General features: G+C 36.4%; 19 protein-coding genes. 14 read left to right on the top strand and 5 right to left on the bottom strand.

Annotated elements, in window-relative coordinates; genetic code table 11:
- Nucleotides 1-2: 2 nt before the first annotated feature.
- The 3 genes from NBX25_RS10000 to NBX25_RS09990 all read right to left on the bottom strand — a co-directional run bounded on the left by NBX25_RS10000 (nt 3) and on the right by NBX25_RS09990 (nt 4,655).
- Complete coding sequence (locus NBX25_RS10000; protein WP_250253546.1) at nt 3-2,756, bottom strand: SusC/RagA family TonB-linked outer membrane protein; 2,754 nt, start codon at nt 2,754-2,756, stop codon at nt 3-5.
- A gap of 488 nt (nt 2,757-3,244) precedes the next feature.
- Nucleotides 3,245-4,075 (bottom strand): FecR family protein, encoded by an 831-nt coding sequence (locus NBX25_RS09995; RefSeq protein WP_250253545.1) that lies wholly within the window; start codon nt 4,073-4,075, stop codon nt 3,245-3,247.
- Between the two features lie 94 nt (nt 4,076-4,169).
- The gene (locus tag NBX25_RS09990) at nt 4,170-4,655 is read right to left on the bottom strand and encodes an RNA polymerase sigma factor (protein WP_250253544.1); all 486 of its coding nucleotides are present in this window, start codon (nt 4,653-4,655) and stop codon (nt 4,170-4,172) included.
- A 662-nt stretch (nt 4,656-5,317) separates the two neighbouring features.
- Here NBX25_RS09990 and NBX25_RS09985 point away from each other — a divergent pair.
- The 9 genes from NBX25_RS09985 (at nt 5,318) to NBX25_RS09945 (ending at nt 12,710) form a co-directional block, all read left to right on the top strand.
- Nucleotides 5,318-6,820: a transglutaminase family protein gene (locus NBX25_RS09985; protein ID WP_250253543.1), complete on the top strand. Its 1,503-nt coding sequence runs from the start codon at nt 5,318-5,320 to the stop codon at nt 6,818-6,820.
- Entirely contained in the window at nt 6,741-8,009 is a 1,269-nt protein-coding gene (locus NBX25_RS09980; RefSeq protein WP_250253542.1) for an RHS repeat domain-containing protein, read from the top strand. The genes NBX25_RS09985 and NBX25_RS09980 overlap by 80 nt, the downstream gene beginning before the upstream one ends.
- Entirely contained in the window at nt 7,999-8,364 is a 366-nt protein-coding gene (locus NBX25_RS09975; RefSeq protein WP_250253541.1) for an immunity protein Imm33 domain-containing protein, read from the top strand. The genes NBX25_RS09980 and NBX25_RS09975 overlap by 11 nt, the downstream gene beginning before the upstream one ends.
- 35 nt (nt 8,365-8,399) lie before the next feature.
- Nucleotides 8,400-9,374, top strand: a complete 975-nt coding sequence (locus tag NBX25_RS09970; RefSeq protein ID WP_250253540.1) for a hypothetical protein — start codon at nt 8,400-8,402, stop codon at nt 9,372-9,374.
- A 139-nt stretch (nt 9,375-9,513) separates the two neighbouring features.
- Nucleotides 9,514-10,281, top strand: coding sequence for a DUF2314 domain-containing protein (locus NBX25_RS09965; protein ID WP_250253539.1), 768 nt, complete (start codon nt 9,514-9,516; stop codon nt 10,279-10,281).
- Nucleotides 10,282-10,305: 24 nt separating this feature from the next.
- Nucleotides 10,306-10,626, top strand: a complete 321-nt coding sequence (locus NBX25_RS09960; protein WP_250253538.1) for a hypothetical protein — start codon at nt 10,306-10,308, stop codon at nt 10,624-10,626.
- 28 nt (nt 10,627-10,654) lie between these two features.
- Nucleotides 10,655-11,680, top strand: coding sequence for a hypothetical protein (locus tag NBX25_RS09955; protein ID WP_250253537.1), 1,026 nt, complete (start codon nt 10,655-10,657; stop codon nt 11,678-11,680).
- A 143-nt stretch (nt 11,681-11,823) separates the two neighbouring features.
- Entirely contained in the window at nt 11,824-12,459 is a 636-nt protein-coding gene (locus NBX25_RS09950) for a hypothetical protein (RefSeq protein ID WP_250253536.1), read from the top strand.
- 68 nt (nt 12,460-12,527) lie between these two features.
- On the top strand, nt 12,528-12,710 hold the full coding sequence (locus NBX25_RS09945; protein WP_076351056.1) for a hypothetical protein: 183 nt from the start codon (nt 12,528-12,530) through the stop codon (nt 12,708-12,710).
- Nucleotides 12,711-12,780: 70 nt separating this feature from the next.
- Here NBX25_RS09945 and NBX25_RS09940 read toward each other — a convergent pair whose 3' ends face one another.
- Nucleotides 12,781-13,563, bottom strand: coding sequence for an XRE family transcriptional regulator (locus NBX25_RS09940; protein ID WP_123861448.1), 783 nt, complete (start codon nt 13,561-13,563; stop codon nt 12,781-12,783).
- Between the two features lie 77 nt (nt 13,564-13,640).
- Here NBX25_RS09940 and dinB point away from each other — a divergent pair, with 77 nt between their 5' ends.
- The gene (gene dinB / locus NBX25_RS09935; RefSeq protein WP_250253535.1) at nt 13,641-14,789 is read left to right on the top strand and encodes a DNA polymerase IV; all 1,149 of its coding nucleotides are present in this window, start codon (nt 13,641-13,643) and stop codon (nt 14,787-14,789) included.
- Nucleotides 14,790-14,799: 10 nt separating this feature from the next.
- The gene (locus NBX25_RS09930; RefSeq protein ID WP_250253534.1) at nt 14,800-17,865 is read left to right on the top strand and encodes a DNA polymerase III subunit alpha; all 3,066 of its coding nucleotides are present in this window, start codon (nt 14,800-14,802) and stop codon (nt 17,863-17,865) included.
- A gap of 26 nt (nt 17,866-17,891) precedes the next feature.
- Here NBX25_RS09930 and NBX25_RS09925 read toward each other — a convergent pair whose 3' ends face one another.
- Nucleotides 17,892-20,264 carry a hypothetical protein gene (locus NBX25_RS09925; RefSeq protein ID WP_250253533.1) on the bottom strand — a complete coding sequence of 791 codons (2,373 nt, stop codon included), beginning with the start codon at nt 20,262-20,264 and terminating at the stop codon, nt 17,892-17,894.
- Nucleotides 20,265-20,703: 439 nt separating this feature from the next.
- Here NBX25_RS09925 and NBX25_RS09920 point away from each other — a divergent pair, with 439 nt between their 5' ends.
- From NBX25_RS09920 to NBX25_RS09910, 3 genes are all read left to right on the top strand, one after another.
- A complete protein-coding gene (locus NBX25_RS09920; protein ID WP_123871795.1) occupies nt 20,704-21,288 on the top strand; it encodes a sigma-70 family RNA polymerase sigma factor in 585 nt (194 codons plus the stop codon).
- Between the two features lie 121 nt (nt 21,289-21,409).
- Nucleotides 21,410-22,354 carry a hypothetical protein gene (locus tag NBX25_RS09915; RefSeq protein ID WP_123871794.1) on the top strand — a complete coding sequence of 315 codons (945 nt, stop codon included), beginning with the start codon at nt 21,410-21,412 and terminating at the stop codon, nt 22,352-22,354.
- A gap of 151 nt (nt 22,355-22,505) precedes the next feature.
- Entirely contained in the window at nt 22,506-23,660 is a 1,155-nt protein-coding gene (locus tag NBX25_RS09910) for a FecR family protein (RefSeq protein ID WP_250253532.1), read from the top strand.
- The last annotated feature ends 11 nt before the right edge of the window (nt 23,661-23,671 follow it).

Raw genomic sequence — 23,671 nt, 5'->3', positions numbered from 1 at the left:
TTTTAAAGGTTAAATTGAATTCCGAAAGAGTATGTTCGGAGTGGTGGTAAAAAACCAGATGTCAATGCTTCAGGGTCTACGCCAAAAAATTTTGTCCAGGTGAAGAGGTTCTGGCCCTGAAAGTAAATTTTTACATTTTTGAATGTACCCTCAGTTAGTGGTAGCGTGTACGCAAGCTGAATGTTTTTTAAACGTATGAAGGAAGCATCAGAAACTGCGGCAGTACTAATACGGAATAGGTTATGTATATTCGTGTTTAAGGTACTGTATGGCATGTAGTAACCTGTAGGGTTCTGTGGTGACCAAACGTCAAGTACTTGTGTAGGCTGATTGCTCATTGTTCCCGGAAGTGACATGATGGAGTTGTAATTCCAACCTTTCTTTTTAACAAATTGAAAGAGAATTGATAAATCCCAGTTTTTGTATCGGAAATTGTTGCTCCATCCACCGAAATATTTGATGCCAATATCGGCTACAACCTGTCGGTCCTCCGGGCTAGTAATTTTACCATCACCATTAAAATCCTTGAATCTATATTGACCGGTTGAAGGGTCGATTCCCTCGAACTGATATAATTTTACAATATTTGTGGGCTGGCCAATAACATATTGATTTGCATAGGATGAGCCTGCCAGTCCGGGAAATGATAGCAGCTCGTTACTGGGGAAGCTTATGTTAAAACTTGATTCCCATTGCAGGTCTTTCTTTGCGATCGGGCGACCTGTGATTTCTATTTCCAGTCCTTTATTTTCTATAGTCGCGTTCAGATTTGCCATAACACTGGAAAAGCCTGTCACTGCGGAAAGCTGATATCCAACCAACTGACTTGAAGAGCGGTTGCGATACATGGCTGTACTGAGGTTTAATCTATTTTTAAAAAAGCCCAGTTCAACTGCGGCCTCCATTTTTTTCGTTATTTCCCAGCTGTAATCCGGATTGTAAAGACGGGAAGGAGATAGGCCAGTAATATTGTTGTAGATCAATGTTGATGAAACAATATAATTGTTAAGAAACTGAAAATCACCGATATTGTCACTTCCAGCAGATCCGTAACTAGCACGTAACTTACCTGTGCTCAACCATTCCATATTTTTTAAAAGGTTTTCTTTCGAAAAATTCCAGGCTGCCCCTATGGCACCAAAATTTGCAAATCTATTATTGGGGCCAAAACGACTGCTACCGTCGCGTCTGCCTGTTAAATTCAGTATGTATTTATTTTTAAATTGATAGTTAAGCCTACCATAGATTGCGGCGTACTTGTACTCAATGTTGGAGTTTTCCAACATCATTATAGTTTTTGCAGCGGCTATATTACTGATGAACTGATTGCTTTCAAAACCAAAACCCAGCTCTTCTTCGGTATCTCTGACCATACTCTGAAAAGTTCCTCCGAAAAGAATCTGTAGATTATGTTTGCCCCAGCTTTTTGCCCAGTTCACCTGTGGTTCTATAATAAAGGAGAAAATGTTCTGTTTTTTCTGGCGTGCCTGTGAATTTGCACTCGAAAGGCCACTTCCAATGTTAGGATTATAGATGGTATTTGGCTGTAGGGCCAACTCATCGACCGTCGTATAATTTAGTCCTGCGTTAACCTTAACTTTAAAGTCTTTAAAAAGCTTGTATTCTGAGTTTAAATTTGTTTGGAACAGCTTTGTGTCATTGTTATAGGATGCATTATAGGCTGCTAGCGGATTTGTAAATGTATTGTTAGCCCAGTTCAGACTACCATCAGGGGTGTAGAGCTGAGGTGATATAGGAGATAGTGTAAACGCTCTTGTTGTCAGATCACTATAAATAACATTATTTTTTTGTTGTGTGAACAAATTTGAAACATTGATCTGAAATCGGTTATCTTCTGAGCGATGTGATAGATTTGAGCTAAAATTATTAGAAGTGTATTTAAAATCCTGTCCATATACCGTTGTCTGTTCGTTATGACCTAAACTCACCAGAAAGCTTGTGGTTTTGCTTCCTCCATTTGCTGATAGCTGGGTATTATTGGTCGTAGCCTTTTTACCTATCAAAATTTTTTGCCAATTAATTCCATTCTGCTGATCCCACACACCATTTACATCATAGGCATTTGATGGGTAGGCAGTAATACCATCATTTTTATAGGCTGTACGGCGCATGTTTAGATATTCATCTTTATTGAGCAGGGTAAGATTGGATATAGCTTCGCTTATTCCATAATTGGTAGAAAAATTCAGGCTTACTTTGCCGGATTTACCTTTTTTTGTAGTGATCAGTATAACACCATTCGCTCCTCTTGAACCATAGATTGCTGTGGCATCGGCGTCCTTTAGTACTTCGATGCTTTCGATATCATTTGGATTGATTGTATTTAATGGGTTGATATTCCCTCCGGGTATGATTGTCGATGAGATCTGAGATTTCTGGGGACTTATTTCACTAAAGGGAACGCCATCCACAACATAGAGAGGGACGTTACCGTTTTGTTCTGTAAAAGTTCCTGTTCTTAAGCTGTTTTGTCCTCTGATCTGAATCTCAAATCCTGCGCCAGGTACACCACTATTCTGAATAATGTTGACCCCTGTCATACGCCCCTGAACAGTTGATAACACATTGGTAACAGGCTGGTTTTCTATTTCTTTTGCTGTTACCTTAGAAATACTACCAGTGCGTTCCTTGTCTCTCACTTTATAGTAACCAGCATTTAGGATAACTTCTTCAATGGTTTGAGTTTTAGATGCTTCGCGTAAGGTATCTGCTTTTGCGATAGAGGGTTCAGACAATTCAATATTATCAGATGTTATCTTGTTCTTTTTTGGTCGAATAATAACACTATTATTATTTATTAAAGCTTCAACTGGTATATCTCTTAATAGCTTGTTTAAACAATCAATTACAGGTTCGTTCTTACACTTTAGCGGTTGAACCGTATAATTTTTGAGGTCATCATTAGAGTAGTTATACGGTATGTTATTTTTGGTTAGAAATTTTTCAACTGCTTTTGTTGCAGGAGTTTTACCGATTTCAAAACTTACCCTCATTTGGGAGAGATTCTGTTGGGCATGTAGCCCGTGCCAGCCGAATAATAGAAATACAGCGGCACTGCATAAAATTTTCATATTTTTGCATGTATTTAAAAATTAATAATTCCGTTCAGTTTTATTAGTTGGATACAGGACCGACGGTTGCGCCCGTCGGTCTTCTCTATTAAGTCCAACCTAACTTAGGGCAAATGTCTGGGATCATGTCCGCAGTAATCAAAGACCGGAGTTTACTCCTCCAGTTCAAAAGTATTAACATTGGCTTTTTTTATATTTAGGTTTAATTGTATAGAAATATTTTCCATTAGCTCATCTACCGTGGCATCCTTACTCAAAATAGATATTTTTGAAGAGGCCCGGTCTGCGGGAAATATGATTTTAATCCCATAAGTCCTTTCTATGATCTTTAAGGCATCCTGTAAATAGAAGTCGGTAAAAGCTAGCGTAGCGCTTATCTTTTTCTTTTTGAAATCGTCATGGACTGTTGGTACTACAGTAGCAACTTGATTGGAGCCCATATTTGAAAATGTTTCTTTGGGCCGTATGATATAAGATTCTTTGGGTTTTGTAGAGTTGCTCACCTGAACTTTGCCCTCATACAGATCTACTTTAAAAGTAGCCCCTGTTTGCACCACTTTAAATACAGTTCCTAAAACTTTAGCTTCGTAGGAACCAGCATGTACAATAAATGGATGCTCTTTTGATTTGCTGACCTTAAAGACTGCATTACCCTCAAGAAAAACATCCCTTGTATCAGAAGGAAAGGTTTTGTATACTGTTAATTTTGCACCTTTGGAAAGGGTAATATGAGAATTATCCGTTAAGGTTATTGCCAAATCATTATCCTTAGCGAAGTATATGTCAGGTAACACATACATTCTGTAAGTTATAATAGTACCGATTAACAGCAGGATTGATGCTGCAATTGCAGATACAAAGCGGGTGATTTTTCTTTTTCTCTTTTTGGCTTCGTGGGCTCTTATCCGAGCGATAATAGCGAGCCAATCTTCTTCTGCCTCCTGGGGGGTGAGTGGTTCTATGTAAGGTTCATTATTGTTCATAGAAAGGGGTCTTTTATTACATTTAGGAACGAAATGAAAAAAGATCCCCTCTTGGAGCATTTATTTAACTCTTTTTAACTGACTTTAACTCGTTTTAAGAGTTTTTATGAAAATTTTGAAGAAAAATTAGTGCTTCTGAAATTTGTTTTTGCACAATTTTTTTTGACAAATTAAGCTGAACCGCAATTTTTTCCTGAGTGACGCCCTCAAGCTTGTTCATAGTGAACATTTTCTTACTTGAAGTCGGAAGTAACTCAATGCTATCCTGCATTGCTTGCAATTGTTGTTCTTTAATGAGTTTAGAATTCAGCTGATCGACAGCATCATCAGGTGTTTCGGAAATATTATAATTATTTTCAAATATATGTTTTCGTTGTGTTTTGAAAAATTTTGAAATTTCTTGATTACAGGTCTTAAAAATTATATTTTCAGTGTTAGCACCTCCCAGCGACTTCTTATATTCCCATAGATGGAAAAACACATTTTGTGCGATATCACGAATATCATTTCTGTCCTTAACCTTTCCATTGATATAATGAAACACACGTTCCCGATATGTATTATATATGGATTTATACATATCCTCGACATCAATTATATGTTTAGAGAAGAAAGTCATTAAAAAGGTTTCGGAAGTCTCGCTTTACAAATTTAATTATATTTTATTGAAAAAGTTAATTTTTGTAATAGATTTGCATTAAATCTTGCAATTGTTTGAATAATTTTATGTGAAATTGGAATTGCTCAATAATTGTCTACGATATGTGTAATTACATCCTTTGATGGTGAAATTAAATTTCGTTTAAAAAATATTTATATATTTACATCCTAAAATTTATCGAAAACAAATAAAGCGTAAGCTGTCAACTGGTTAGAGAAAACTGCGAATCTTCTTTACAACCATTTTTTGACAGACTTACGCCCGTGTACCATTATATGGGCATGGGCTAGGTCGTCTATATGGTTGTCGGGTTCTCGCAGTACCTCTCTAACATAGCGTCATAGTTCCATGCCTTTTGTATTTTACCCCTAAAAAGTACAAGAGCGCAAATTCGTAATAACATCTATTATATTACGACAGGTTTTGGCGTTATCGCAGTTTAATTTTGTTTTTAAAGAATTAGAAATGAAAAGCTAAACAGAGAGAATTATTCAAAATTCCGTGAAAACCCCTATGTTTTAGTTTTTATAAAATAAATATATTGCGAAGCCAAAATCGACCTATAAGAACACATTAAACCGATGAGACAAATTATTTTACTTTACTATTTTATAGTTGGATGTTATTGCTATGGACAACGATTACCAAAACTTCCTGAAACTCCTCAGCAAGCTAATTTAAATAGTGTTCCGGTGATTCGGAATGAGACATCCAATTTGTCTTCTAGAATGAATAATTACCCAAATTATGTAAATCCACAGAAGAAAGTTAATTACCAGTCCGATCAAGAGCATCTAAATAAAGAAGTTGAACGTCAGATGGCAGAGATTCGTGCGGAAGCATTTTCAAGAAATTTTAAGCTATCTCCATTGTCAGACAAGAAAGGAACTAGCGCATATTACAATGCATTTGAACATCTTTCAAAACTTGATTCTGAAAGTTATTCAATTGCTGATGCAGTTTTTATAGTGGAAAATGCATACAATAACAATGATAGAAATTTTCAGGTAACTTATCAGGGTCAAATCCAGAAAGCCACAAATATCATTCGTAAAGAAATAAAAAATAGTAGAATTGAAGATTCCGACAATGTTTCTAAAAACTTATCCATTTTCAAATACTTCGCGGAAGACAGTAAACTTAACGGAAAAGTAGTGCATAAAGCAATGAAGTATGATTTTGATGATTATATGGGCGCAAAGGATTACTCCAAAATGTTTGTTTCCAAGTTGATGAAAACCAATACAGGACAATGTCATTCGATGCCCTTGTTATACCTTATTTTAGCTGAACAGATCGGTGCAGAAGCTTATCTGGTTATGTCTCCTAATCACTCCTACATTCGGTTTAAAGATGCTGATGGTGAAATGCTAAGTGTAGAGCTCACCAATGGAATGTTTTCTGCCAATTCATTTGTGCTTAATTCTGGCTATATCAAGGCTGAGGCATTAAAGAATAAATTGTATATGCAGAACCTAAGTAAGCAGGAGATCTTATCACAGACCTATGTTGATCTTGCCAGTGGATATATTCATAAATATGGTTATGATGAATTTGTATCCAAAGTTTTAGATAAAGCATTAGCATTAAATCCAAATAATATTAATGCTACGCTATGGAAGAGCAATACCGATCAAATGCGCTTTATGCAAGCCTGTGCTAGATTTGGTATTGATCCTGAAAATAAGGATCAGCTACAAAATATCCGTAATTATCCACCATTGGAAGAACAATTTCTTCAAATTAAGTCTGACTTCGATTATATAGACCAATCAGGCTTTACGCAGATGCCACTTGACCAATATGAAAAATGGCTTGGCTCATTAAGGAGTACAGAAAACAAGCAAAAAAGTGACGAAATCGCCGAGCGTATTAAAATCATAAATGCGCAGAAACTTAGGAAAGCGAAGGAGCGACCAAAACCGGTGCCGCCAAAAAAGGAAAAGCCTAAAGATTATAGAATACTTAGAGAATTATTAACCATTAACCAAAAACAAATAAATTATGAGAAAGATTTTATTTTTTCTTGTGTTGTTCCTGCTAAGCTTTTCCCAAGCGCAGGTAAATCACAAGAAAAAGGTTAGCCAAAAAAAGGAGTGGATCAATCCTGTTAAGCTGACAAAAGAAGAGCGCTCCCGTCCTTACATGGCGGAAGTTCTAAAAACTAGAGATAGTCTTAGTCCGGAAGAGGCCGAGAGAAGGAGAAAGAATATTGCTGCTGGAAATCCTTTTAAAAAATATGGGTACTATCCAAAAGTTGCAACATTAAGCAAAGGAAAATACCTTGAATTTCACGATCAGGATAGTGTTGTCACTATCGGATCAGTACGCTTCAATGTCAAAAAGGGTGAGGTTGTCGATTTTCTGGAAGTCGATCTCGACGATCCAGATGCCCAACCAATTGGAGATACACATGGTCGTTGGATAAGTCCCGACCCACTAAGTGAAGAGTTCTCAAGCTGGACGCCATATAATTATGTATTTAATAATCCTATCAGCAATATTGATCCTGATGGAAGAGAAGGCTTAGGATGGGGATTAGGTAAAGATAATGTCTGGCAATGGCAAAGTGATTTAACAGCAGATAATTATCAATCAAAAGGTTTTAGTGAATATAAAGCTGACGGATCTGTAATTAGTAATGCGACTATACAAGGCCAAGGAGGTGATGCTGGTGCTGTTTACTTAGGATTTAATGGCCAAGCTCAATCACTTCCAGCGGGTGGGGCTACAGGTGCTCTTCAACTGTCTAATTTTACAAGAGATGCCATTTCTTCTACACTTTCAGCAGTAGGTTCAGCTATTAATGGCATATATGACGTTTGGATGATTGCGACTTTTAGTCCAGATCCAAATATGAACGTGAATACCCCAAGCGCAACTACGCCAGTTGGGAAGGCTTTTGAAATGGCTGGAAGTGTTGCTCCATTGTTGGGTGCAGAAGCAAGTGGCACAAAAAATGCTCTTACAGAACCGGTCACAAATACACTATATAAAAGACCTAATAATGCTACAACCGCTGCACAACGTGCGGCAGTTCAAGGAGAGCCTTGCGTCACTTGTGGGGTTACAGATACAAAAATGGTAGCAAATCATAAATATGAACTTGTCAAAGAACATTACCAAACGGGGACTATTGATACAAAACGAATGAAATCATTAAATGCAGTGAATTCTCAGTGTCAAACTTGTTCTGCAAAACAAGGAGCAGCAATGAGTCAATACTCTAAGGAAATGAAAAAAATAATACAACAAAGAACAAATGGAAAATAAATATATAGAAGAGCAAAAAGAGATTTGCATAAAATATAATCAGGATTTTTTTAATACAAGCCTTGATTTGAAAATTGGTATATCTGATAACTTCAATAGTGGTGAAATACCTTTAAATGGATTGAGACATTTTCCCGAAGGAGATACTTCTGGCTGGTATATATGGGCCGGAGAGTATTCGGAATCCGAAGATTTTTTTAAACCAATTCATATTTTTCATTTATTGGAAAGTTTTCCTGACATAGTAAAATTTTTGGGACTTCCTCCTGGCAATCGATTTTTGATTGACAATAAAGGCTATGAAGATGTTTGGTTCGATGATGGTTTATTGGTTTATGATACTCAACGATCATAGATATAAATAAAATATCACCATAGAAAGTCGTAGCAATGGATGAAAAATATTTAATCTTTAAAAAAGATGAACTGGCAAAATCAAGAATCTTGGCTAGGGAACTAGCTATTTCTGAGAGTGATTTCATTAAAATCCAAAACTGGTTTGACTTATTACTTTTTAAGCATGAAGATGCAACTAGTGATATAGTAGAACAATTAACGACAGAACGGGACCTCGAAATCGCTTTTAACGAACTGATTTCAGCAGAAATTGAGCGAAAAAGCTATAAATACATTTTGCCTAAGTTATTAAATTATAATAACGAATTTAATGGTGCTTTTTTAAGATCGTTATATGTAGCCAGATTAGGAGCTTTACTCAGAGATAATTTGATATCCAAGTTAGTAAATGATAAGATGACTGTCTATTCGCCAGAAGATTTTTTTCATATTACTGTTTATCTTAGAGATAACTATTTCGTTTCGCCCAACAGTAATTTCATAGAAGACATTCTAAAAATAGAACATGTTCGTGGGATTTTTAAACAGGCTACTAACGAAGTTAAGTTTTCAACTTTGAAAAATATATTGCACATTATTCAGCAAAAGACCTTTCACCATGATATTATCTGTTTTAAAAAGATTTTGAAATTGGTTTCGCCTAAGGATGTCGCATTAATTGATTATCTGAAAAAATTTCAAGTGGAAAATCAGCAGGGCTGTTATAAAATCTTGAATGGCATTTTTAATTTAGAAATTGCTGAAGACGATTGGGATGATTTTGACATTAAAGTTCAGCTTATTAATTTCTTTGACACTGGGCGTGGTGCTAATCCATCCGCAGGTTGGAAGAAGAAATTTCAGGAGCTTTCAGGAACTATTGATAGTAAAAAGCTTTTACTAACCGCCAATACAGTTTTGAAAAATGACAATTGCAAAAACTTTGAGTTTGATTATGGGGCGCAATGGGGGGATGATACAGCAAAACGATTTTTGAAATCGGCACAGTGGATAAGAGCTATTTTGTGATGAATAATCCTCGATAAATTGATCTGTTTGAACTGCATTGTATAACCCAAAATGCGATGTGTAAAGTTATAAATTAAAAGATGTCTGCTCGACTATAATAATGTAACCCTAAAACAACGGTGACATTCACCTGTGAAACATGAATAAAAGTTTTCAGTTAGAGGTAAATCAAGAATATCTCTATTTATTATATAAAGCAAAAAACACAATCTGGTATTTCAACGAGCTTGTTAAAAGTGGTTATTCTGGTTATTCTGCGATCAAATTTCAGAATGAGAATGGCATTTTTGTCTGGTTAGAAAATATTAGGATTGAAGATAGCTATTACTGTGGAGTTTTGTCTGAAAATAATGAGCCGAAAAAAGTCCCTTTAAATACAGCTATAGACTGGATGATTATTGAGGGGCAAAGAATGCTTGGAGGCTATTCTATAAGACATTATTGGAATACGCTGGGAGAAGAGGAAAAACTCAATTTTGAAATAGAATGTGGATTTCGAATTGATGAAGGGAATGATTTTTTCAGACCAGACCGGTCTACGCCTGAAGGTGCAATTTTAGCTATTGAGGAGTTTTATAGTCACAAAGATCTTGATGGAATTATTTCCTGTAAAGATTTCAGAAAGGAAGCTGAGAACATTATGGTAGAACATTCTGTGGAGATTAATGAGAAGACCCATGAGATGATAACATCAGCCTTGAAAGTATCATTTTTTGAAGAGTTAGAGTTAAATGGGTTCCCCAAATTTGAAGGTTTAGACAGGGTTTTCACCATGGAATATCAAAGAGAAGATCAGCAATTAATAGAGGAGAAGGTTATTTACAGTGACGGTACAGTTACTATAAATAGACTGTGGGTATGGTATTCTGGCAAGGATGGCTGGAAAGTATTGAACCTTGTTGAATGAAATTAATTATGAAATGCGATAGAGATGAAATTAGAAAATATTATTAAAGCAATCAGACGCAATTCACTAGCTACCTTGTTAGGCGATCAGTATATAGAGCTGGATTTTGACAAGATTATAATTTTTGCAGAACATTCTGTTAGTACAGATACAGAATATCGGTTTTTTAAGTCAAAAAGAGGCATGGGAGAATTGCTAAAAGAGGATAATATTAGTTATGAACGTCTGTGCTCGTTGAAAGAACTAAGCCGACTAATAGATTTGTTCCTTGCGAAATATGATAAAAAAACCGATGATGTATTGGTGATCGAAATCATTGATCATCTTGATAACAATAAAATCTAATACTCTTTATGATTAAGAGTTCCAAATTATGAAATACTTTATTATTACCCTAGTTCTTTCAATAACCAATTTTGCCAAAGCACAGCAAAATAAGTTTTACGATGATGCTTTTCAGACGATAAATAATATGTTGGCTGATAAACAGGCTTATAGTTTTAAAAGTGCTGTGCTAAGTGTTGAAGATGCTTATTATCAAGGTAAGCTGGATACAGTCGAAGTAAACCGGAAAATAAAATTCATGGCCAACTTTGCAAAAAAAATTATAGCAAGTAGAGACTTGACCTATGACGGAAACGATAAAGTAGCTGTGAGTAAATATGCCGCTATATTTTCAATTATCTGCCAAGAAACACCGATTGTTATGAATAAGGATACGCTTCATTATAAACCCTTTTCTTATGATTTTAATGACGTATTTGGTCATAAAGAGTTAACAAACCTTTTTGTTTCCAAACTGGTCAATACGCAGAAAGGTAACTGTAATTCTCTACCATACCTATATAAAATACTTGCAGAAGAGATTGGTGCTGATGCGAGTTTGGCGCTAGCTCCAAACCACATCTATATTAAGCATAATATAAAGTCAATAGGTTGGTACAATACGGAATTGACGAGTGGTGTTTTCCCGCAGGATGCATGGCTTATGGCATCGGGATTTATACATTTGGATGCGATACAGAACGGTGTTTATATGAAGGCCTTAACTGATCGTGAAAGTCTTGCCCTATGTTTGGTGGATCTTGCAAATGGCTACAAGAGATCGTTTCCCGAAAATGATGGAAGCTTCGCCCTGAAATGTGCGGAAAGAGCTTTACAGGTTTATCCTTATTTAGTGACCGCATTGATTTTAAAAGCTGAAACTCATAAGGAGCAATATCAAAAATTAGTTGCTACTGAACCAAAAGCAAAAGAATTGCTTTCTTTGTTGAATAAAGAATATAAGCATATTCATGAAATAGGTTATCGAAATATGCCTGAAGGAATGTATTTGGAATGGTTGGTTTCTTTGAAAACTGAACGAAAAAAATATGAAGACACGAGGTTGTCCCATTAGTTCGGTTTAGTTTTTAAGTGTAGACTCAAATAAATTTCCATTTAACAAAAGATATTATAGTATTATAGCAGTCCGGAATTATTAAATTATGCCAAAAATTATGAACTTTAAATCATAGTTAGGACATATAAATAATTCAAATTATGACGAATGAATATAGAGATGCTGTAAGAAACTATTATTTGACACTCAAAGAACAAGGGATAATTTCAAATAATATGCTGTACTTAACCCCAGCAAAGGTTAGAAATGAGTGTATTATGAGCTACATGGAAATTTCAAACCATTATGATATGCGTACACTCAAAAATTTCATGGATAAGTCCATGAAGGATGAGGTTTCGCTTTTGGAAGTTAAAATGATAAATCCGGCAAAATTTAAGCCTTTAATTTACTTTCTGAAAAAGGACAAGAATACTTCTGAACTAGCTATAGAAATGGCGGCCTGGCTTTTGAATTTTACACCACGACCATATAGCTATTTTGCATATTTGAAGCACAAAGAAACCGGAAAACCAATCAATCCATATCTGGAACAACATGGTGTCTCCGATTCGATGTTATCTGTTCAAGTGAAAAATTCAGAAACCTTTCATGAGCCAACTCCACCGCAAAGTCATACACTGGAGATTGTGAGAAATGAATTAATGAACGGGAATGCAGTGGAAGGAGATTCTAACTATGCTGAAACTCCAGTCATGATAGAATATCCTTCTGGTGTTAGGGTCATAGTTAAAAGTTCGGATATTTCTTTTATATCGAAGCTGATCAAAATATAAATCTGATTATTTCAAAGAATTACGGTAAACCGTAAAATCTCTGTGTTTTGTTTATTATTTTTGGGATAATGACGAAAGAAATAACGCTAGGATCGCTCCCGGAGAATAAAAAGTTTATTTTTGGGGGTGTAGAATTCACTAAAAAATTCAATACGGATAGGGAAGACGAGTTTACGATCTGCCACATTGGGGATACCGAATTTGCAGTTTATATTTCAGGCTGTGCCTGGGTTAAATATGAATCTGAATAGCAACAGTTATCTTCAAAAACAATCGGGAGTCTCCTCAGGTGACATCCTCCCGATTGTTTCCTAAATTCACTCAATTCTTTATAGCTGCCTTTAATTCCTTTATTTCCTGCATTAATCTCAATAACATTGATTTTACATCTTCGCTTGCAAAGTCAATAATTTCAAGTTCCTGAGGTGAATAGCTGCCAGCATGTTGCCAGATTTCCCATAAGTCAGAAAAAGGAATTTCATAGTTTTCATAGAAGCTTTCATTTGATTTCACGGTGATGGACTTTTTATTTACGCTTTCTATCCGCTTAAATATAAAATCGGTGCGCGTGATAAGGAGATAGACTTTACCTAATTTTATATCACTAATACGCTCTACGTATTCTCCAATAACATACGTGCCATCTTTGTAAGGGGGCATGGAATCGCCTTCTGCGGGAAAAGCCCTATACTTACCATTTCTTAGAAATGGAAGAGACATTGTCTGTAACCCCTCGATGTATTCAGGATCTGCATATCCTTTAAGATAGCCCATTTTAGCTTTGTAAGGAACTATTTCTATCTTGTTTTCCCCTAATGAGTCCGTCTTTATAGGAAGCAGTATTCTGTTATCCGGCAGATTGAGCATTTCTTCCAGTTTATATTTTCTTAGGTCAACAGTCAATAATAGATCTGTACTGATATGATAATAGCGGGAAATAGCTAACAATACATCCAGGGGAGGAGTGTATTTCGCAGTCTCATATTTTGCGTATGAGTCTCTGGAAATCATCAATTTCTCAGCAATTTTTTCTTGTGAGAGATTAGGTGCCTGTTTAAGTCGCAAATACCTTATGTTATCCGCTAGAATAGAGAGTGTTGACATTTTGTGACAATTTATCACAACAAAAGTAATATAAATTGTGATAAATCTTCTCAATTTTGCTAAATAATTTAGTAAACATGAATCGGTCTATCGTACATATGGATTTAGATACCTTCTTTGTTTCCTGCGAGCGGCTTGTAAACTCACAGCTTAATGGTATCCCATTGATTGTTGGTGGAGGAGACCGCGGTGTGGTTTCTTCCTGTAGTTATGAAGCAAGAACTTTCGGCGTTAGATCCGCCATGCCAATGAAAATGGCGCTACGTCTTTGCCCACAGGCTAAAGTAGTGAAGGGCGATATGGAATTGTACAGTAAGATGTCCCAAACTGTTACAGAAGTTATTGAAGAAAGCGCACCGGTAATGGAGAAAGCTTCCATCGATGAGTTTTATCTTGACCTTACCGGTATGGATAAATTTTTCGGGGCATATAAATGGACGAATGAGTTAGGTGCCAGAATTGAAAAAGAAACAGGACTTCCGATCAGTTATGCGTTGTCAATAAATAAAACAGTGAGCAAAATTGGAACGGGGGAATCCAAACCTCACGGTCATCGTGAGATACCTTCAGTAGGCGTTCATTCATTTTTAAACCCTTTGTCGATCAAAAAGATGCCTATGGTAGGGAATGCAACTTTTCAGCTATTTTCAAGAGTTGGAATAAGAACTATAGGCACTTTATCTGAAATGCCGGTTGAGGTGCTCCAACAGATGATCGGAAAGAATGGTGTTGATCTATGGAAGAAAGCCAATGGAATTGATGAAACTCCTGTCGTACCATATTCAGAGAGAAAATCAATCTCAAAAGAAAGAACCTTTAATAGCGATACGATGGATGTGTATGAAGTTAGAAGTATTATTTCGGGAATGGCTGAACAGTTGGCCCATCAGCTTCGCCAAGAAAAATGGTTGGCAGCAACCGTAGTAATTAAGATCAGGTATTCAAATTTTGATACCGAAACCAAACAGAGCCGTGTAAGCTATACATCATCTGATCATACTTTGGCAAGAGTTGCGCTTGAACTTTTCGATAAGGTATATGTGCGAAGGATGCGTCTCCGTTTAGTGGGTTTAAGATTTACTGATCTTGTCCACGGTAGTTATCAGATGAATTTATTTGAGGATAATGCTGAGCTCATCAACCTTTATCAGGCAATGGATAATATTAAGAATCGTTTCGGAAAAGATGCGGTCGGCAGGGCCGTGGGTTTTAATTTTTCACGCTAATTGCTCAACTATGTATTTGAACTGCCATTCCTATCACAGCTTACGTTATGGAACGTTATCCATTGACGATCTTGTATGCCAGGCGTTCGCAATGGGTATTAAAGAGCTTGTTCTTACTGATATCAATACGATTACGGGCATTTATGAATTTAAGAAAAAATGTGAAGAGAAAGGAATAAAGCCGATTGTTGGTGTTGAGATACGTAAAGGGAGTGAATTGCTCTATATTGTCATTGCAAAAGAATTTACAGGGATAGGAGAGGTAAATCGGATTCTAGCATCTCATAATTGTGATGGTATCGATCTACCTGAGCGACCAGATTTTGCAAACTGTTTTATCATTTATCCACTGAATGCTCACAGACCTGAACAGCTTGATGATAATGAATATATTGGAATTCAGGAGGAACAACTAAATATTTTGATCCGCAAAGAATATCAAAGGTTAATTCCCAAAATGGTCATATTACACCCTGTGACTTTCAGCACGAAGAAAGAATTCAATCTGCACCGGATTTTGAGGGCTATTGATAATAATATGTTGCTTTCTAAATTACCAGAAAGTGAAGTTTGCTCGAAAACAGCATATTTAAAATCACCACAAGTAATTTTAAATACCTACCGGAATTATCCGCAAATTATCCAGAATACAACTCTAGTTCTTTCGGAGTGCTATTTTGATTTTACATTCGAAACACCACGCAATAAAAAATTTTATACAGGGTCTAAGAAAGACGACCTGCGACTTTTAACACGGTTAGCTTTTACTGGACTGGAAAGGCGATATGGGAAAAGTCACGGAAAGGCAAAACAGCGGATCGAAAAGGAATTGAAAGTTATTGATGAACTTAATTTTAGTGGATATTTCCTGATCACATGGGATATTATCAGGTATAGTAATAGTGTGGGCTTCATGCATGTTGGTAGGGGTAGTGGTGCAAATAGTATTGTCGCTTACTGTCTGGGTATTACCGATATCTGCCCCTTGGAACTCGATCTCTATTTTGAGCGGTTTTTAAATGAGAACCGAAAAAGCCCACCGGACTTTGATATCGATTGGAGCTGGCAGGATCGGGATACTATATTGGATTATATCTTTGACCGTTATGGTAAAAATTACGTTGCGTTCTGTGGGACGAATGTTGAGTTTAAGTACCGATCTATTATCAGGGAGGTAGGGAAGGTGTTTGGTTTACCGAAAGAGGAACTCGATGAATTGTCGAAATATCCTGAAAGAGTATTTCGAGATGAGATAGTACAGCAAGTTCAGAAATATGGAAAGCTCTTAGAAAAGTTTCCAAATCAGCGTTCCATGCATTCTTGTGGGATTATTATTTCTGAGGAACCCCTGACAAATTTTACTGCACTGGAAATGCCGCCCAAGGGATTTCCGATCGTGCAGTGGGATATGCATGTGGCAGAGGAAATCGGATTTGAGAAATTCGATATCTTATCCCAGCGGGGTCTGGGTACAATCAATGATACAGTTAGGCTTCTGGAAGAGAAAAGAGGAATTAAGGTAAACATCAAAGACACTAACATTTCCAAGGATGAGGAAAAATGCAATGAATTTTTAAGCCAGGGAAGGACAATAGGTTGTTTTTATATCGAAAGTCCTGCAATGCGCGGGCTGCTTAGAAGGTTAAAATGTGACAACTATAAAGTTCTGGTGGCAGCATCGTCGATAATTAGACCAGGAGTGGCGCAGAGTGGCATGATGCGGGAATATATCTTTCGGCACAACAATCCAGATAAGTTTGAATATTTTCATAAAGTTTTTGAAGAGCAACTCGGAGATACCTATGGCATCATGGTGTACCAGGAAGATGTTATTAAGATTGCGCTGCATTATGGGGGAGTATCCGCAGCGGATGGTGACATTCTCAGAAGGGCAATGAGCGGAAAAGGTAGGTCACTTTCGGCACTTCAAAAAGTAAAAGACGATTTTTTTGCATCTTGCAGACAACAGGGACACCCGCAAGAACTGAGTGCAGAGATTTACCGACAGATTGAATCATTTGCAGGCTACTCATTTTGCAAGGCACATTCTGCATCTTACGCTGTAGAAAGTTATCAGAGTTTATATCTGAAAGTATACTATCCGTTGGAGTTTATGGTGTCAGTTATCAATAATATGGGTGGTTTTTACCGGACGGAGGTGTATGTTCATGAAGCAAGGATGTCTGGTGGAAAGATTATGAATCCATGTGTAAACAGGAGTGAGCACCAAGCTACGATTTATGGCGATGAGATCTATTTGGGATTTATGCATCTTGAAAAAGTTGAATCAAGACTCGGACAATTGATTCCCGAAGAAAGGAGAAGAAATGGACAATACAAATCCATTGAAGATTTTATCAAACGAATACCTATTGGTATAGAAACATTGCAGATTTTGATTTTTATTGGGGCATTTCGGTTTACTGCTGTACCGAAGAATGAATTGCTTTTAAAAGCAAGGGTATTGCTTGGAGACTTTAAACCCGAACGTAGATTTGAAACGTTGTTTGAAGAACCTGTGAAGGAATTTAAATTTCCAGAGTTGAAAAGGAACATCTTTGAAGATGCATTTGATGAGATTGAGATTCTATCTTTTCCGGTGTCTTGCACACCCTTTGATCTGTTGCAGACAAAGTACAGAGGAACTGTGATGGCCAATGACCTTGTACAATACCATAAAAAGCAGGTGAAGATGCTTGCATATCTGATTTCGCGTAAGCATGTACCTACAAAGAGGGGGACTATGTATTTTGGAACCTGGGTCGATGTCAATGGAAATTACTTTGATACGGCTCATTTTCCAGATTCTCTTGAAAAGTATCCATTTCAAGGGGGTGGGTGCTATCTGCTTTTGGGAATAGTAGAAGTAGACTTTCATTTTCCTACGATTACAATAACTAAAATGGCAAAGATGCCATTTATTCCTGATCCACGATATTCGCACGATGAGGATAAGAAATACGAAGCACAGCAACGTATGAAAGAAGATGTGAGTATGACTTTTCGGGCACCTTATCCTCAGGAACATGAAATTGGATTACCAAGAATAGGTTTTGATAGCAAGTTAAAAGAGTAAATTAATTCAGATTTTGTATTATTTTGTTAATTGATATCTCTTTTTAGATTCGGATTTCCATATAGGTGTAAACATGCCCAAGCTGCTGGTGTAGGATATCGCTCATATACTTTCTTGTTTGCATTGAACATCGCCTCTGATACAGTTTGACCTTCTTCAAATGACTTTAAAAATTCTGGTAACCAATATTTTGGAACTGTAACATCTAGTGCCCAGCATGGCGCGATGACAGCATCATAGCCCTGAGCAATAAATCTCTTAATCAAAGACGTTACGTTGTTCCTGAAAAACTCTGTTTTCATAGAGGCTGAATGGCAAACAAAGAAGATCAAAATTTTCCCTTTTCCAATGATGGTGTTTAAGTCATATGTGAAGTTACCTCCCTGAGAGATCATTTGGGTGTCGGAAATGTTTTTTGCACCGTGCGAGCATACTATATTGATCTCCGCAGATAGAGGAGTTTGTAATTGTATTTCCTGATGAACAACAAAAGAAAATTCTTGCAGCGTATTTTCAATATTTCCATATAAGTAGCTCAGCGGAATATCTCCACTTTCAATAGGTATCCAGATAGATTTCCTGTAATCAAAATGTAATGGTTTAGTTCCCTTTTTTTCTAAAAGCCATTCGGTCGAAAGGACATTAGTAACAGGAATATGTTTAGCGATAAAGTCGCCTACGCCATTTAGAAATAAGTTATGAGGAAATCTTGCCAGCTCCATATCATTTACAATATACAGTCCCTGAGCCATATTATGAATTGACAACTTTCCAATACTAAGCTGTTTGATCATTCTAATTTCTTCATTTTCATACTCTTCGGGATAGACCTGTCGTATACTTCGACTCTCTTTTACGGTATCATTAAATTCAAGATCAACAAAATAGTCACTATCAAGTAATTGTTTATATATACTATGATTCCAGTCCTTAAGAAGATGAAATGAAAATACATCATTAAATAACTGCAACTCGGATAATTGCTCCTCCGCAGAGGCAAGCCAGCACATTGCGATCCTGGTACTGAGTGATAGTTCCTTTTTAAATTCCTCCGTATTATCATAGAGTGTTTCTAATTCATCAACATTTATCTCCGGTAGAATTAATGGGACAAGTTCGGCTGATTTTTTTTCTTGAAACAGGATACTGTAATCAGACTTTAGTACCATGGACAAAAGGAAAGCTGCAGCATTCTCCTTTTTTGTGCTATAGTCAATAAGTCGTTCTGAAATCATGATGGCAGTTTTGTTATCGTAAACAAAGTCTGCTGTATTTCTTGTTTCATTCAATTTAACAAGAGATTCCTTTAAATGCTTTTTTAGATCCTCTGAATCCGCATGAATGATATCCTTGTATTTTTTAACGTTCTCCGGTGGAACAATCATTTCAAATGTGGAAAGAAAAAAACCAAATCCACTGGCACTAAAGTCCGCAGATGGGTAAGTTCTTTTGATATTGTATAGGGTTAGAAGCCAAGGCGTAGCGTCGTTAATTCCTCCAGCCAAGATGTTTTCTCTTTCTGTACGCAGATAATCGAGTAATTTCGATGGAAGAGATTGATCATGCATCATTAGTAAAACGGTGAAATATCCGTGATCGAGAGATCTCCTTTCATAGGCCGGAAAATTGATTTCTGCAGGGATTTCAGTATACAATTCAATGGCAAATTCATAAAATTTAACATTTCTAAAAAATTTAAAGCTTTGCCAGATAATTTCCCTTGTTAACCTATCTGAATACGGCGGTTTCTTTTCTAGTAAGCAGGTTAAAGCAAGATTAATATAAATTAAAGAAGCATGGATGCTACCAATGTTGGAATATATGCGGAAACTATTAAAATAACCCGCTTCAGGGATACCGTCTTTATAGGATGACAGTATGACCTCTTCTGCAAAATCGCGTCCGGGTTGATAATATTCGGAGGAGCTTAACCTATCAACAATAAGCCCAACGCTATGATAAAATAATTCTGGATTGTTGAGTGCTAGCAGTATTTGACGTAAGAATCCTGCCAGAGATATATTTGAGATAACCAGACCTTCATCCCAATTTAATTGCTTGGCATCATTCTGAAATTTCCGGATAACCAAAGTAGCCATCTTTTTTTTATTCTGATCGGAAATTGTTGAAATATCAAAATTATTTTCTGATAACCTCTGTTCTTTTTTCTTTTTATAGGAAGCTTCTAAAATCGGCTCCATCATTTTGATTGTATGATCATCCGGTTTATGATCCATAATAGAGAGGTCAAATAAATTAAAGTTCTTTGAGCCCAGAAGTTTGTTATATAGCTCAAGGAAAAGATCAATGGAATACGGAAGAGAATGATCACTATTTTGTTCTAAACTATGTAAGAAAGCTGGTATATGGTTCCGATACTCAAAGTAGTCCGTAGCCATACCGGAAATAATCTCCCGATAAAGGGTTGTCAGTTCATTTTGGTATCTGTTATGATTGTGAAGTCGTTCATCAGTAAGTTTTCTGTTGAAGTCCTGTACTTTTATTATATTCATATACTTTTACAAATCTTAGGGTGATAGGATGGCTTTATTACAGGGAAATCACAATCCAATTATACGGAAGTATTTGCCTTAATAACAAATTTAACTATTCTTGAGTATCGAGGCAATCAAAATTAGATTTAAGCAAATAATTCGGCTTTTTTTAGTGCTGGAAAACAAGCTGTTTTGATATATAATGAGCTGAACATTGCTGTTATTCAGGATTTATTACTACCATTAATGCCGCTTAATAAACAAATCTACTTTTTGCAGACCTTAAGATTTCTTTTTTGAAATAAATATTTTCTAACTTTACTCTTCTAACAATAGCCTTATTATGACATCCAGAAAAGAGATCGAAGAAAAGGCACTGCTAATAAAGTTCCAAAGCGGTGATAGGAGAGCAATGGATACACTTTTCCGGATCTACCATCCCGCATTGATCTTTTTTGCCCATAGACTACTTGTCAATTTTGATCAGGCTAATGCACAGGAGATTGTTCTTGACGTTATGCTCAAAACATTTGAATTACGGGAAACCTTTAAAAGTTATGACAGTGTTAGAGCATTTTTGTATATCTCCACAAAAAACAAGTGCTTTGATGTTATTGAGAAAGAGAAGGTACGGTTAAATCGGATGAACAAATATTCGCAGGGGCTAGAGGAACTCGATGAGGAGAACATATTGAGCAAAATGATCCATACAGAGGTACTTCTTGAATTGAGTCAATCTATTGAGCTTCTTCCCGAACAATGTCGGAATATTATGCAAAGTTTAATGGATGGAATGACACCTAAAGAGATCGCCGAAGAATTTCATATTAGTGTCAGCACTGTAAACAGCCAGAAGGCACGGGCTATTTCCATATTGAAAAAGACCCTTTCCAATAAGGGGATTGCACTTTTGCTTTTATGCATTTAACTTGTATACCATCCTTTATTCCTACCTAAATAAGTTTATTTCTTTGGTTAAATATCTGTATTTTTAGCGTTTTAATTCCTAATTTCTTCTCGTGGAGAAGTATGATTTCAAACAATAATAAATGGAAAGAGTAGTATTTGATACCAATGCATATAGGTACCTAATTAAAGATTTAAGTTTTGATGATTTAGATGATTACATGCTTGAGATCCGAGCAAAGGAAAAGAAAAATAACCTGGAAGCATCCATTAGTCCAATTGTCATACAGGAACTCTTGGCACATGTCGCGGGCCGAAGTGGGAGCAGTTTATTTCAAAAGTCTTTAAACGCGATTAAAGCAATGTATCTTCATTGTTTTGATAATGGGTTTTCTAGAATGTTAGCTAGACCAGAAATGCTTGTGGCCAAATATATGTTTGGATTATCAAGTGAAAAGAAAGTGCAAACAGGCAATGCATTTATTGAAATTGTACGTGATTTGGCTACGTCTCCCACCAATGAAATCTTTGAGCGTTTGGAAGATAACCTTAATAAAACCAAGAGTTTCGTAAAAAATGCAGAGCACTTATACGCGACATCATTTTTGACAAAGCTAAAGGAATATGATCCTGAGATGGAAGATTGGGCTGTTTTTCCTAATAATAAAGAGAAGCGGAGGAAACTTTTAAATGAGATCCGATCCGCTGAGTTCTCTCAATTTTTAGCACGAGAGTATATAGAGCCAGTATTTAATTATTATGCTTTAGAACATCCTACACTAGTTAGGCCAGATGAGGTTCAGTGGACATTTTTGTGCACTAAATTTGTGAATAATTTTCCAGAGTATATTGCATTGTACAAGTCAGTTTACGAAAATATAATAAACAGCCAGATCAATATGTTTGAAAATAATAGAGCTAATTTTTGGTGGGACACCCAATTGATGTTAAATGTCGGAGAGCATAAGATCGAAAATGATAAATTGTATTTTGTAACCTCTGATAAGGCCATGCTGAAAGTAGGTAGGGAGAACAATGCGAATTTATCCATTTTTACATTTGATGAATATATGGACTATCTAGGATAACTATCCGATGATATTGTAAGCATTTTTATTACCGGCAAAAGTAGCTGAAAAATTCCAGTGTTATTTTATTTAAAATATTTTCATTTTCTTTTGGACAAGCCCTCTATGTTTCCCGTTTCTATAATAAATACGAAACATGAAAGAGGAAGAATTGTTCGATGGATTTGAGATCACGGAACTACTCCATAAGTATATTACTGGACAAAAGCTCCCGTATTGGGACAGGGAGTTCCTGGAGGACTGGATCGAAGAAAGTGAATCCAATAGAGTTATTTTCCAACAGCTGTTGGATCAACACCGATTGGCTGTTGATCTAATCGAACTGAAAGAATCAGGTACTACAACCAAAGATGAACTTGCAAGATTCAATAAAATACTTGACAAGCCACAGCCAAAGAGCATCTGGTTCAGGCTTATGACAGCAGCAGCAGTCCTTTTCACGATTTCAATTTCCATATGGCTTTATAAATTTTATCAGTCAGACAAGATTTTATCGACAGAAGTCGCAACAACTACCTTATCGGGAGATATTCTTCCGGGAAGTAATAAAGCAACGCTAACTTTTGAAGATGGTAGAGTTCTTTCGCTCGCAGGGGATAAAAAAGCTATAAAAGTAGATGAGCAGGGCACTTCCTATATGGATGGCACGAGCATATCACCAAATAAGGTACAGTTTGCAACACTAACAACGCCACGTAAGGGACAGTATAAGATAACACTTCCCGATGGTACTAAAGTTTGGCTAAATGCGGAGTCTTCTTTACGGTATCCTACAAAGTTCACTGATAAAGACAGGTATGTTGAATTGCAGGGGGAAGGCTTTTTCGATGTGGCGCACGACCAGGCAAAGCCTTTTATCGTTGCTTCTAATGGCCAGCAGGTGAAGGTACTTGGAACTAAGTTTAACATCAACAGTTATTCCAATGAACCTTCTGTCAGAACTACGTTAATCAGCGGAAGAGTTGAATTGTTAAGTAGCCGTGACAAGGCAACTGTTATACTTGTTCCCGGCCAGCAAGCTAAGCTAGTCAATGACGGTTTTGCCATAAATTCCGTAGATACCGAACCTTTTACAGCATGGACTTCAAATGAGTTTCAGTTTAAAGGAGCAGCTTTGCAGGAAGTCTTGAGACAAATTGAACGATGGTATGACGTTGACGTTGATTACAACAATATTCCAAATATCAAGGTTAACGGAACTATTTCAAGAGAAAAGAAACTCTCCAGTGTGTTATATGCACTTGAAAAAATTACAGATTTACAGATCAACCTAACGAAAGGAAGGAGGATTGAGATTCAGAAATAAGAATTTATAGT

The organism is Chryseobacterium sp. Marseille-Q3244, from assembly GCF_940807095.1.
Taxonomy (GTDB): Bacteria; Bacteroidota; Bacteroidia; order Flavobacteriales; family Weeksellaceae; genus Chryseobacterium.
This window is presented reverse-complemented; position numbering and strand designations above follow the sequence as displayed.